This window comes from Clostridium sp. LBM24168, from assembly GCF_052953915.1.
Genome location: NZ_CP196861.1, coordinates 1598720 through 1612307, shown reverse-complemented (window position 1 = coordinate 1612307; position 13588 = coordinate 1598720). Strand labels below are relative to the sequence as shown.

General features: G+C 32.2%; 14 protein-coding genes and 1 riboswitch. Of the genes, 11 read left to right on the top strand and 3 right to left on the bottom strand.

What is annotated here, in order from left to right:
- Positions 1-13 precede the first annotated feature (13 nt).
- The 3 genes from ACSVC9_RS07975 (at position 14) to ACSVC9_RS07965 (ending at position 2630) form a co-directional block, all read left to right on the top strand.
- Positions 14-1258, top strand: coding sequence for a methyl-accepting chemotaxis protein (locus ACSVC9_RS07975; protein WP_446896965.1), 1245 nt, complete (start codon positions 14-16; stop codon positions 1256-1258).
- 88 nt (positions 1259-1346) lie between these two features.
- On the top strand, positions 1347-2285 hold the full coding sequence (locus tag ACSVC9_RS07970; protein WP_446896964.1) for a ketopantoate reductase family protein: 939 nt from the start codon (positions 1347-1349) through the stop codon (positions 2283-2285).
- An 81-nt stretch (positions 2286-2366) separates the two neighbouring features.
- Positions 2367-2630 carry a hypothetical protein gene (locus ACSVC9_RS07965; protein WP_446896963.1) on the top strand — a complete coding sequence of 88 codons (264 nt, stop codon included), beginning with the start codon at positions 2367-2369 and terminating at the stop codon, positions 2628-2630.
- A 64-nt stretch (positions 2631-2694) separates the two neighbouring features.
- Here the strand turns inward: ACSVC9_RS07965 and ACSVC9_RS07960 are convergent, their stop codons facing one another.
- Together ACSVC9_RS07960 and ACSVC9_RS07955 are read right to left on the bottom strand one after the other, a co-directional pair.
- Complete coding sequence (locus ACSVC9_RS07960; protein ID WP_446896962.1) at positions 2695-3387, bottom strand: response regulator transcription factor; 693 nt, start codon at positions 3385-3387, stop codon at positions 2695-2697.
- Complete coding sequence (locus tag ACSVC9_RS07955) at positions 3380-4771, bottom strand: sensor histidine kinase (protein WP_446896961.1); 1392 nt, start codon at positions 4769-4771, stop codon at positions 3380-3382. The genes ACSVC9_RS07960 and ACSVC9_RS07955 overlap by 8 nt, the downstream gene beginning before the upstream one ends.
- Positions 4772-5081: 310 nt before the next feature.
- Between ACSVC9_RS07955 and ACSVC9_RS07950 the strand changes: the two genes are divergently transcribed.
- From ACSVC9_RS07950 to ACSVC9_RS07915, 8 genes are all read left to right on the top strand, one after another.
- Entirely contained in the window at positions 5082-5975 is an 894-nt protein-coding gene (locus ACSVC9_RS07950) for an MBL fold metallo-hydrolase (RefSeq protein WP_446896960.1), read from the top strand.
- Between the two features lie 53 nt (positions 5976-6028).
- Positions 6029-7258, top strand: coding sequence for an MFS transporter (locus tag ACSVC9_RS07945; protein ID WP_446896959.1), 1230 nt, complete (start codon positions 6029-6031; stop codon positions 7256-7258).
- 97 nt (positions 7259-7355) lie between these two features.
- Positions 7356-7467: riboswitch (SAM riboswitch) on the top strand.
- A gap of 330 nt (positions 7468-7797) precedes the next feature.
- Positions 7798-8853 (top strand): sulfate ABC transporter substrate-binding protein, encoded by a 1056-nt coding sequence (locus ACSVC9_RS07940; protein WP_446896958.1) that lies wholly within the window; start codon positions 7798-7800, stop codon positions 8851-8853.
- 40 nt (positions 8854-8893) lie between these two features.
- The gene (gene cysT / locus ACSVC9_RS07935; protein ID WP_446896957.1) at positions 8894-9712 is read left to right on the top strand and encodes a sulfate ABC transporter permease subunit CysT; all 819 of its coding nucleotides are present in this window, start codon (positions 8894-8896) and stop codon (positions 9710-9712) included.
- A gap of 11 nt (positions 9713-9723) precedes the next feature.
- Complete coding sequence (cysW, locus tag ACSVC9_RS07930) at positions 9724-10551, top strand: sulfate ABC transporter permease subunit CysW (RefSeq protein WP_446896956.1); 828 nt, start codon at positions 9724-9726, stop codon at positions 10549-10551.
- Position 10552: 1 nt separating this feature from the next.
- Positions 10553-11611 carry a sulfate/molybdate ABC transporter ATP-binding protein gene (locus ACSVC9_RS07925; protein WP_446896955.1) on the top strand — a complete coding sequence of 353 codons (1059 nt, stop codon included), beginning with the start codon at positions 10553-10555 and terminating at the stop codon, positions 11609-11611.
- 100 nt (positions 11612-11711) lie between these two features.
- Positions 11712-12233 (top strand): GNAT family N-acetyltransferase, encoded by a 522-nt coding sequence (locus ACSVC9_RS07920; RefSeq protein WP_446896954.1) that lies wholly within the window; start codon positions 11712-11714, stop codon positions 12231-12233.
- A 27-nt stretch (positions 12234-12260) separates the two neighbouring features.
- Positions 12261-12974, top strand: coding sequence for a GNAT family N-acetyltransferase (locus tag ACSVC9_RS07915; RefSeq protein ID WP_446896953.1), 714 nt, complete (start codon positions 12261-12263; stop codon positions 12972-12974).
- 86 nt (positions 12975-13060) lie between these two features.
- On the opposite strand, the gene ACSVC9_RS07910 is transcribed toward ACSVC9_RS07915, so the two are convergent.
- Positions 13061-13537, bottom strand: coding sequence for a redoxin domain-containing protein (locus ACSVC9_RS07910; protein ID WP_446896952.1), 477 nt, complete (start codon positions 13535-13537; stop codon positions 13061-13063).
- Positions 13538-13588 lie beyond the last annotated feature (51 nt).

Sequence of the window (13588 nt, the reverse complement as noted above, 5' to 3'; positions counted from 1 at the left end):
GAGGAATTTTTCTATGAAAATAAAGACAGAATTGACCATAAGTTTTTTAGCTATGGCTGTACTTATTGCTTGTATTGGAATTGTAGGTGTTACTGAATTTTCTTATAAGGATATTACAACAACAATATTAATAGTAGTGGGTATAGCAGCGGCTCTGATTTTTAGCTTTGTCATACCGAGGAAAATACATAAGTACATTTCAAAAGTAGTTAATATGTCTAATAATATGGCTAATTTTGATTTTACAGGTAAATTTGAGACTACAACTAAAAATGAATTCGCTGAAATATTTAGGAGTCTTGAGAAAGCGCAGTCAAACATTAGAGAACTTGTAACGGCTATTATGGAAAATTCACAAAGTATGAGTGCTTCCAGTCAGAAGCTTTCTGCAACTTCAGAAGAAATATCGTCAAAGGTATTAGGTATAAATGAAGTTATATCAAATGTAATTTCAGGGGTTGAGGATAGAAGTGCTACAGCAGAAGAAATAACGGCATCTATTGAAGAAGTTGAATCAAGTATCAATGAGTTATCGGGAAAGGCTATGGAAGGCAGTGACAATGCAAACAAATCAAAGGAAAAATCAACTTCTGCTGAAAAAAAAGGAAAAAATAGCGTAGAAGAAGCGGAAAAGATATATTCAGAGAAGAGAAAGAAAATGTTGCAGTCAATTGAAGAGGGAAAAATAGTAGCCAATATAAGTGCCATGGCTGATACTATATCCGATATAGCCGAACAGATAAATCTTCTTTCATTAAATGCTGCTATTGAATCTGCAAGAGCAGGTGAGCATGGAAAGGGATTTGCAGTAGTTGCAGATGAAGTAGGTAAACTTGCAGAGCAGTCTTCAAATGCAGTGTCTGGTATCAAGGATACTATAACAAAGGTTCAAAATGCCTTTTCAAATCTTTCACATGATAGCAGAGACATATTGAAATTTGTAAATGAGGATGTCCAAGGTGAATTTGAAGAGTTCATGCAGGTAAGTACAGAGTATTATAATGATTCTGAATTTTTGAGTAAGATGTCAGAAGAAGTGGCATCCATGTCAGAGGAACTTACAGCTACAATAAATCAGGTAAGTGAGGCTGTACAAAACATGGCCAATGCAGCCCAGGAATCTTCAGAACATGCAGAATCAATAAAATCCAATGTGGATGAAACCACAAAATCTGTAGAGCAGGTAGCACAGACTGCCCAGCATCAGGCAGACATTGCCCAGAAGTTGAATAATATGGTAATGAAATTTAAGATATAATTACAGAAGAATCCAATTTTATTTTATGAAATTGGATTTTTTATATGGTAAAATAAGAAAAAGTATATTGTTTTGAGGTGGGATTGTCATGAAAACTATAAAAAAGATATCGGCTATAGGTCTTGGGGCAATAGGATGTGCGTACAATAGCAAATTGTATGATTTGAATCCAGAAGGGCTCAGAGTTATAGCTGGCGGTGAAAGGGCCAGAAGATATAAAAAGGATGGATTTATAATAAATGGAAAGCATTATGACTTTACATATATAGATCCACAGGAAAAATGTGAGTCAGCAGATCTGATACTTGTATCGGTAAAGGCAAATCAACTGGAAAAAGCCATTGAGGATATAAAAAACCATGTGGGGGATGATACAATTATAATGTCTCTTATGAATGGTATTACAAGTGAGGAGATTATAGGGAGTAGGTATGGAATGGAAAAGGTTTTATATTCTCTCTGTATTGCTATTGACGGAAATCGAAATGGAAATAATATTAAATTTTCTAGCTATGGAAGTATAGCATTTGGAGAAAAAAGTAACAGTTATTATTCTGAAAAAGTAAAAGTTGTAAGAGATCTTTTTGAAAAGGCTGGAATTCCATATGAAATTCCAGAGGATATGATGAAATCAATGTGGTACAAGTTTATGATAAATGTTGGTATAAATCAGACATCAGCGGTACTGGGAGGAACTTATGGATTATTCCAGACTAATGGCAATGCAAGAGATTTTATGGAGTCTGCCATGTGGGAAGTAATAAAGTTATCTGAAAAAGCTGGAGTCAATTTAAGTGGAGATGATATTAAAAAGTGGTATAGAGTATTGGATACTATGCCAAAAGATAGTGGTACTTCTATGTTTCAGGATATCAAATATGGGAGAGAAACTGAAGTTGATATGTTTGCTGGAACTATATGTGAATTAGGAAAAAAGTATGGTGTAGATACTCCGGTGAATAATACGCTTTTAAATATAATCAAAGTAATTGAAAAAACCAAAGTATTAGCCAGAAATAATTTATAAGGATAACTGGAAATCTTCATAATATCTCCACAGCGGTATTGTATTATTTAGACAAATAAAATATAAGTGAGGAGTATTTATATGAATTGTCACAAAAGTAGTAATATGAACAATAAAGGTGGTAACAGTGGAATAGGTCATATGCTTATAATGATACTTTGTTGTGCTATACCATTAATTTTACTATCATTTCTGCCATTTTTAAGTATGGCACCAAGATTTAAAATTATGCTTACAACAATAGCTCCATTTATATGTCCTATAATGATGGTTTTAATGATACCGATGATGTTTATGAATTCTAAAAAAAATAAATGCCATGATGATATGGGAGATAGTAACTAAACTGTAAATAGGCCAAATGAGCGTAGATTTATGTAATATCCAAGTTTTCTATGCTCATTTTACGTCATTCTGGATCTCTGCTGCTGCCAAATTTATAGCCTATTTTCACTACAGTAAGTATATATTTTGGATCCTTGCTATTATACTCTATTTTTTTTCTTAAATTTTTGATATGGGTATCTATTGTTCTGTCGGAACCTTCGAAATCAATACCATATACATTTCTTATCAGTTGCTCTCTGGATAAAACTTTACCATTATGTGAAGCAAGAGTATACAAAATGTTAAATTCATTTGGAGTGAGGACTATGTACTTTCCTCTTACCTGAATGTTTCTTCTTTCATTATCAATTTTAAGTTTTCCATTATCATAAGAAAGTACTGTTGTCTTATTGAAATTCATTCTTCTAAATAGTGCATTTACTCTTGCGGTGAGTTCCCTTGGACTCAATGGTTTTGTAAGGTATTCATCTGCGCCGATATTAAGTCCTTTGATTTTATCACTTAGTTCTACTTTTGCAGTAAGCATAAATATGTGTACATTTGATGTTTCCCTTATAATTTCGCATACTTCTTCTCCATCTATATCAGGCAGCATCAAATCTAATATTACAAGCTGAAAATTTATTCTATTGAATAGATCAATTCCATCATATCCCTTAATGGAACAGTAAACTTTATAACCCTCTCTTTCAAGATAGGCTTTGATTATTTCTGACACGTTTATTTCATCTTCAATTATTAAAATATTATTCATTATAATTCTCCTTGTTCCTGTTAAAATATAGTGTAAATGATGTTCCTTTGCCCAAGTTGCTATCAACCTCAATTGTAGCAGAGTGGCGAGTAAGTATCTTTTTTACAATAGTTAATCCTATGCCGTTTCCCTCTGTTTCACGACGACTTTTGTCTCCTCTGTACAGTCTTTCAAAAATATAAGGGAGATCCCCTTTTTTTATACCTATGCCATTATCTTTGATCTTGAATACGATTTTGCTGGCATTTGTATATAAATGAACCCGTACGGTTCCTCCAGTTGGGGTAAATTTAATGGCATTGGAAAATAAATTTATAAATACCTGTTCTAATTCATCTCTATTACCTAATATTTCAAATTTTTCATTGGGTTGTATATTAAGATAAAAATGTATACCTTTGTTTCTAAAGTTGATTGAAAGCTTGTTACTTACAAGGGAAACTAATTTATCTAAAGATATTATTTCCATCATGTTAAGATTTGGTTTTTCATCTTCAAATTGTCTCAAAATATTTAAGTTGTTTAGCAGTTTACCAAACCTTATAACTTCATGATTCAAATAATTTAAACGTGATTTAGTTACAGGGAATATTCCATCAATCATTGCTTCCAAATTATTCTGGAGAATATTTAATGGAGTTCTTATTTCATGAGAGATATCTGAAACTAGCCTTTTTCTAATGAGATCTTGATCTTTTAATATTTTCCCCAGCGAATTTATGCTTTCGGTCAAACTATTTAGTTCTTTTATATTACTTTTTACATTTGAGATGGAATCATATCTTCCTCTGGAAAGTTTAACAGAAGTATCAGATACAGATTTAATAGGTGATGAAAACTGTTTTGATATGATTATACTTATTATGATGGCAATAATTATAGCTGCCAGTACACTTGCGATAATATTTTTATTTATAGATCTCTTAAAATTTATATCTTGCTCTGTCATCAAAATTGGAGAATATTGTCCTATTACAACATAACCTACAATTTTTCCATTGTACTTGATTTTAAATGAATCTGATGTGTATATTCCCTTATTGCTATAAACTTTTTGCATCATTACATGTGATTTTTCTTTTATGTCATTGGAATCCATACCCCAAATCATATTTTTTTTAGCATCTAAAAGGGTTAAGCAGTAATTACTCATATAAGCTTCATGCATTATTTCTTCTCCGGAATCTTTAGTCCATTTTTTATCTCTTTTATATACTTGTTGAAAATAGTCTACAATTCTGTTGTTTCTGTTGTTCTGGGTATCAATCATATACTCATTGAAAGTACTGTTTATTGTGAAATTTACGGACAATGCCAATAATATTACAGAGGTGATTGAACAGAGAATAATTACCATGCTCAATCTTTTTCTAATACTTTGCAAAAGTATCACTCCCAACTTTAGATAGCTTTATTATATTTTACAGATAAGTTTATATATTTACAATTAATTTGCTAGATTATTAAACTGTTTTTTTCTTTATGCATTTTCTGTTTGATAGTATAAATAAGGGTGAAAAAAAGGTTAATTTTATTTTGATTGACAGTTTGTCAGTAATGTGCTATACTCCTTTTTATGATGAGAAAGAAATCAAACAAATAGATTTATATGAAAATAATATATATTTATGCAAGGATGTGAGAATTCAGTGGTTTGTGTAGTGTTCTTAATATACATATAGCTGAGAATAATTATGTTTGTAGATAATATAAAAGGTAATACATTTTATCTTGATACTGGAATAGCAGATGTACCTTTTTACAGAATCAATGACAGAGAAATTATAATGCTGGATTCTGGAATGGCAGATGGTGGAAGAAAAAGAGTGGAAGAATTTCTTAAAAAAAGTGGATTTAAAGTTTCAGGAATAATATGTACACATGCACATATAGATCATATAGGTAATAATACATATTTGAAGGAAAAGTATAAATGTGATATTGCTATGCCATCTTATGAGGCATTTACTTGCAGTTCAGTGGTCGGACTAAAAGTTTATTATGATTCATTGACATTGTCAGAGGTAGAGGAGCATTTTGGACATATGGTCTGTAAAACTGATATTATGATTTCACATAATCAGAATTCAGTGTCCATGTGTGGTATTGAATTTAAAATTCTTCATACTCCAGGGCACAGTCCCGCACATATATGCATTGTTACACCTGATAATGTTGGATATTTAGGAGATGCTCTCATAAGTTATGAAGTTATGGAAAGTGCAAAAATGCCATATGCCTATATATTGAAGCAGGATTTAGAAAGTAAGATGAAACTCTATGATTTGACCTGCAGCAAGTATATACTGGCTCATAAAGGAGTATGTGACAATATTACGAAACTAATAGATGATAATATAGATTTCTACAAAAATAGAGCAATGAAGATATTTGAAGACATAAATGGGGTCATGAAATTGGAGGATATTTTTCATACGATTGTAAAAGATTTTAAGATTCCTATAAACAGTATTTATAAATATAACGTAATAGAGAGAATGCTTAAATCATATCTTGAATATCTGGATGAAATGGGAATGGTAAAGCAGGGTGTATATGATAATATACTCAAGTATTCAAGAATTTGATTTATAGGAATTAAATTTAGATATACAAATACTCCCAATTTGGAGGGATTGTAATGGCTTCCGAAGGTTTTTCAGCTGCATTTAAATCGCGGGATTTTACGGCACTATGGATGGGACAGTCTTTTTCCCGTCTGGGAGATTATACGATGAGTACAATGATGCCTCTTATAGTATATTCTATTACTGGTTCCTCGCTTACGATGAGTACCGTAATGGCACTAATGTTCGGATCACAGGTGATTTTGCTGCCTTTTACGGGAATATTGGTAGACCATGTTTCACGAATAAAATTAATGATTGTCTCGGATATGACAAGATTAATTTTTTTAATTGATATGATTGCTTTTTCTCAATTGGGCAATCTAAAAGAGGAAATAATATACGTGTATGCAATTATTTCGGGTGTAATGACGGCTGTATTTCAGCCAGCATATTCTGCAATAAGAGCTCAGATATTTACAAAAGATATAAGAAATTCTGCAAATTCATTGACACAGATAAGTGAGCAGGTTGCCATGCTAGTAGGGCCTTCACTTGGAGCAGTAGTTATCAGCATGACTTCTGCAAGTATTGGATTTGGGATAAATGCTTTGACATTTTTAGTATCAGTTGTAAGCCTCTTATTTCTTGATAACAATCAATTATCACAAAATATGTCGACAATTGTATATTCTATTACGTTTTTAAAAAGTGAATTAATAGATGGTTATAGGGAATTAAAAAAAAGTACATGGCTCTGGGTTACAATATGTGTTTTTGCATTTATAAACATTATAGGTACAAGCTTCATTTCCATACTACTTCCATGGTTTGTTAAAGTAGATTTAAAACTTCCTTATTATACATATGGATTACTTGTAACTGCAAGTGGAGTTGGTTCAATTTTATTTGCAGTGATATTTAGCTTAAGGAAAAAATGGAAAAGAAGAGGTGTTTTAGTGTATTCAAGCTATTTGATAGTTGCTGTGGCACTGATTGGAGTACCATTTGTAAGATGGCTTCCATATATAATATTTTTTATGATTTTAAGAGGTGCTGTTACAATGATGTTTGGCTTGATATGGGAGGGGAGTCTTCAAGAGCTTGTTTCGGTTGAATCATTTGGAAAAGTTTCAAGCCTGGATATGATGGGGTCTTATGCACTTTTGCCAATTGGTTATCTTGTAACTGGGATTTTATCTCAGAATATAGGAGCTGCTTTGACAATATTCTATGAGGCGATATTTTTATTTATAGTTACGTTAATACCATTGTTTATTCCCGACATTAGAAAATTTGATTGATTTTAAGCAATAAAAAATCAAATTACTATTGACAAAAAATTATAAAGGCTATATTATAATACATAAGTTATAAATAATAGATAATTAAATATTCAATTTCTTATCAAGAGAGGTGGAGGGACTGGCCCTATGATGCCCGGCAACCTGAGTATATGTTTTATGTATATTCAATGGTGCCAATTCCAGCAGGAATACCTGAGAGATGAGAAGCAAGAGGACATTATACTTCCTATGGTTTCTCCATAGGAAGTTTTTAATTTAATAGTTCTATTGATGACTGACTAGAAAACTAGAGGTCAAGCTTATACTATAGGTATTTACGTTTTTATGTGAATTTCACTTGTTTGTATTAAGCTTGGCCTTTTTTATGACAGTTAATTTAATTAAAATGAACACACTTTTTACTAAAATAGAAAAAAGTATGGGATAGGAGGAAACTAAGTGAATAAATTGTGTATTAAGTCAAAATACTTAAAATTTTAAAAGTATTTTGACTTGACAGGAGTTATTTAATATTAAAGAATTTAGGGGGAATTTTTATGAAAAAATTTAAATTGGGTATTTTAATTTCGCTAATTAGTATTTTTATACTGTCATCTTTTACAGGATGTGGCAGTAAAAATGAGACAGGTAATAAAAAATCAGCAGAAAGTAAAAAATCAGTGGAATTGCTGAATGTTTCTTATGATCCTACGAGAGAATTGTATGAAGAATATAATAAAGCTTTTATAAAATACTGGAAAGAAAAAAATGGCCAGGATGTTACAATAAAGCAGTCTCATGGTGGCTCAGGTAAGCAGGGGAGGTCGATTATAGAAGGACAGGATGCTGATGTTGCAACACTTGCCCTGGCATATGATATAGATGCTATTCAGAAGGCGGGATTAATTAATGAGGGTTGGCAGAAAAAGTTTAAAGATAATAGCTCACCTTATACATCAACTATAGTATTCCTTGTTAGAAAGGGAAATCCTAAAAATATAAAGGACTGGGATGATCTTACAAAAAAAGGTGTATCAATTATAACTCCAAATCCTAAAACATCCGGTGGTGCCAGATGGAATTATCTTGCAGCTTGGGGATATGCTTTAAAGAAAAATAACAATGATCAGACCAAGGCAAAAGAATTTGTAAAGAAAATATATGAAAATGTTGCAGTACTAGACTCAGGTGCAAGAGGTGCAACTACTACTTTTGTTGAAAGAGGAGTTGGAGATGTTCTTATAGCTTGGGAAAATGAAGCTTTTCTATCTGTGAAGGAATTGGGAAAAGATAAATTTGACATAGTTGTGCCATCTTTAAGTATACTTGCAGAACCGCCGGTAGCAGTAGTAGATAAGGTGGTTGATAAAAAAGGTACTAGAAAAGTTGCAGAAGCATATTTAAGCTATTTATATTCTAAAGAGGGACAAGAGATAGCTGCAAAGAACTACTACCGACCAAGGGACAAGGAAATTGCTAAAAAATATGAAAAACAATTTCCAAAAATAAATTTATTTACAATAGACGATTTGTTTGGAGGATGGACTAAAGCACAAGAAACTCATTTTGAAGATGGTGGAACTTTTGACCAGATATATCAGCCTAAAAAGTAATAATATAATAGGTTAGGTAAATATAGGGAGGGGACATAAGATGGCCAGGAAGACAAGAGTTATTCCAGGATTTAATATATCTATGGGATTAGCTGTTTTATATTTAAGTTTAATAGTTTTAATTCCACTCAGCACAATATTGATTCAAACATCAAAGATGGGATTTGATGGATTCCTAAAAATTATCACAAATCCGAGAGTAGTGGCATCATATAAAATAAGCTTTGGTTGTGCATTCATAGCAGCTTCCATAAATGCCATATTTGGGTTGATTATTTCCTGGGTACTGGTAAGATACGATTTTCACTTTAAAAGATTTATTGATGGATGTATAGATTTGCCCTTTGCTCTCCCTACTGCTGTTGCAGGTATTTCACTTACAACACTTTATTCAAAAAATGGATGGATTGGGTCTGTGCTTGCCAAGTTTGGCATAGAGGGATCATTTTCAACATTTGGAATTACTGTGGCATTGGTTTTTATAGGCATACCATTTGTAGTGCGTACAGTTCAGCCTGTTCTTGAAGATTTGGATTCAAGTATAGAAGAAGCGGCAGCTACTCTAGGTGCATCTAAAATACAAATATTTTTTAAAGTAATATTTCCACAGCTTCTAGCTCCACTTTTAACTGGATTTTCACTTGCTTTTGCAAGGGGAATAGGAGAATATGGTTCTGTTGTATTTATAGCGGGAAATAAACCGATGAAAACTGAAATAGCTCCTCTTTTAATAATGACCAAACTTGAGCAGTTTGATTATTCAGGAGCTACAGCTATAGCTTTAGTTATGCTTGTGTTTTCATTTTTCATGTTGTTTATTATAAATTTAATCCAATGGAAGGCCAATAAGTATGCATAGGAGTGAGGAAATTGAAGAATAAATATTATACTGGATCCAATGTAATCAAATCTTTGCTTATAATAATAACAATAATATTTCTATTTATAATGCTCGGAATGCCATTGATACTCATATTTATGGAGGCTTTTAAAAAAGGCAAAGATGCATATATTATGGCTATTACAGAAGAAAATACCATTTCAGCTGTAAAGCTTACTTTAATGGCTTCCGGATTTGCTGTTTTATTGAATACCATATTTGGTATAATAATGGCTTTTGCTGTAACAAAGTTTAAATTTAGAGGTAGGAATTTTTTAATAACGTTGATAGATCTTCCATTTGCAATTTCACCGGTTATAGCCGGACTTATATATGTGCTTACATTTGGTAGGGGAGGGTTATTCTATAATTTTCTATTTCAACATGATATTAAAATAATTTTTGCATTGCCTGGGATAGTGCTGGCTACCATATTTGTAACCTTTCCCTTTGTATCCAGGGAAATAATACCACTGATGATTACACAGGGAACTGATGAGGAGGAAGCAGCAGCTTCTATGGGAGCAAACTTGTGGACAATATTTAGAAAAATAACATTACCCAATATAAAGTGGGGACTTCTATATGGAATAGTATTGTGTAGTGCCCGTGCTATAGGTGAATTTGGGGCTGTTTCAGTAGTTTCTGGACATATAAGAGGAGAAACGAACACTTTGCCACTTCATGTGGAAATATTGTATAATGAATATCAGTTCTCTGCGTCTTTTGCAGTATCATCTATTTTAGTGTTTATAGCCATTATTATATTGATTTTGCGAAATATTATTGAATGGAAAGTAAAAAAAGAGGTGAAATAAGATGTATGTTGAAGTTAAAAACCTTAACAAGAAATTTGGCAGTTATCGAGCTTCAAAGAATATATCCTTCGAAATAGAAAAAGGGAAATTAGTAGGACTTCTTGGACCAAGTGGAAGCGGAAAAACTACAATACTTCGTATAATTGCAGGTCTTGAAGTTGCTGACAGTGGTGAAGTTTATATTGATGGAAAGCTGGTAAACAGTATACCTCCGGGTAAAAGAGGGATAGGCTTTGTTTTTCAGAACTATGCTCTTTTCAGAAATATGACTGTTTATCAAAATATAGCATTTGGACTATCCATAAAAAAAGCTGACAAAAAATATATAGAACAGAGAGTCAATGAATTAGTAGAACTTATTGGACTTAAAGGCCTGGAAAATAGATATCCGAATCAATTGTCAGGAGGACAAAAACAAAGAGTTGCTTTTGCAAGGGCGCTTGCTCCAAAACCACAGTTGCTTCTTCTGGATGAGCCTTTTGCAGCTATTGATGCTAAAGTAAGAAAGGAACTTAGGACATGGCTCAGGCAAATGATACACAAACTTGAGATAACAAGTATTTTTGTAACTCATGACCAGGAGGAAGCAGTAGAAGTAGCAGATGAAATTATTGTAACCAATCTGGGAGGTATTGAACAAATTGGAAGAGCAGTTGATATATATGAAAATCCAAAGACAGCTTTTGTAGCAAAATTTATTGGAGAATCAAATATTATTGAAGATGTTAGTGAATTCAAAGCATTTAAAGATCTTGGAAAAGAAAAAGAAGTTATTATAAGACCTGAATTTGTTGAAATCGGTAAAAAAGGAGAAATACAATGTGAACTTGCTTCTGACAAAGGTATTGTTACTGATATTTCTTTTGCAGGTTCCAATTGGATTGTAAGTGTTAAAGTAGGAAATGTAAAAATTGTAGGATTCCGTTCACTGGAGAAGGACAGTATGAATATAGGTGAGGAAGTATTAGTTCTTATATATAGATTATATGTGTTCGATGATAACAAGGTGGAAATTATTGAAAATAAACTTAAAACTGATACTACATCTGCATATATATAAAAATTTTAGTTGAGTTAGATTATGTGATATACGGATTATTCAAGAATAAGGTGTATCACATTTTATTTTATTGAGAGAGTTGTGGATTGGAGCGATACTGATGTATAAAATTTATGCTGCTGACGGCTGTGAAATTAAAATAACTAAAATTGATAATGATAATATAGATATTATATTTGAATTTTGTAAAAGATGCAATGATTATTATATGATGCACGGGGGAGTTGAAGCCTCTAGAAAAGATGTGGAGGAAATATTTGAAGAGCTGCCGCCAGGTAAAAATTATAATGACAAATTTGTTTTTGGAATATTTAAAAATTATGATAAACTTATAGGTATTATTGATATTGTAAAGAATTTTCCTGTTTCTAATCAGTGGATGCTTGGCTTAATGCTCATTGATCCAATGGAAAGAAGGAAGGGACTTGGTAGAATAGTACATTGTAGATTAACAGAATGGGCAGGTGGTCTTGGAGCTGAATCCTTTAGAATTGGTGTTGTTGATAAAAATATTGAGGGACTTAGGTTTTGGAAGAGCCTGGGCTATAGAGAAATAAGAAAAGCAGAAATTCAGTTAAAAAATGAAGTAAATAAATTATATGTAATGGTGCTTAATTTGTAGATAAAATAGTGAGAAAGAGGAAGCAATATGGAATATATTAATGAAATATTGGATTATTTACGAAAGGATCCAGTTAAAAATATAAATATGATAAGTTTTATAGAGAATTATCCTGTTTATTATGCTGATAAGATTGGGTATTCCGTAATAGTCAAGGGGAAAAGTGACAGGAACTGGATCTATATAAGTTCTAAATCCAGTTGGGAATTAAAAAATATTAGAGAAAAACTTGATTCGAATGATAGATATTTTGCAGTCATTGAAGATTGGATGCTGCCTATTTTGTGTACGGGGAAAAAAATAAAGTGGAAACTATCTACTACAAGATTGTTTCTACCTAAAAATGTGATTATACCAGATAATGAATATGATACATCAAACTTAAAGGAGAAAGATGCCTGTTTTATGTATATAAATTCTGAATACAAGGAATATATATCGGTTGCATATATAAAGGAGAGAATAAAAAGAGGTTTAAGTTCTTGTATGTATAATTCAAGAAATTTATTTGCATGGGGAGCGACTCAAGATGACGGGGCCATAGGATTTTTGCATGTACTTCCAGAATACAGATCAAAAGGATATGGGAAATGTATAGTGATAGATCTGGTGAACAAAGTTAGAGATCAAGGGAAAATTCCTTTCGCACATATTAAGGAAAACAATATAAATTCAATGCAATTGGCATTGAATTTAGGATTTGTGAGAGACAGAGTCGTAAATTGGGTGGAAATAATATAGATATGAAACTTTAGCGGCAAAAATTAGCTTATTGATGCCTGCTGATAAAGTATGTTAATGCAGGCATCAATAGCTTTTTTGGAAAGTTATTTTACGGCTAGCTGCATACCTGACAAAACTTGAAGAATTTCGTTTATATCAGGTAGTTGAGCTGGCTGATATACCTTAACCCATCTTGTGATTCCATTTTCATCTATTATTACATTGGCCCTTTTCGATGTACCTTCTTTTTCTTCAAATAATCCATAATCCTGTGTAACCTTTCCATGGGGCCAGAAATCGGAAAGAAGCCTCAAATGATCAAGGGAAAGTGCGGTCGCCCAAGCTTTTTTTGAAGGTTGGGCATCAACACTCATGCCAAATGGAATCGTATTTAGTTGTTGAAAATCATTCCAATTGTTTTCAAGGTCCCTTACTTGATCCGTACAAACAGGTGTCCAGGCAAGAGGGTGCCAGGAAAGCAATATGTTTTTGCCTCTATAATCGGATAATTTTACAAATTGTCCAAGATTATCTTCTAATGAAAAATTAGGAGCTAAATCTCCTATAGAAATTAAATTCATAATTTTACCGCCTCCTTGTCTAGTATTCCATATAATTTTTATATTTATTCT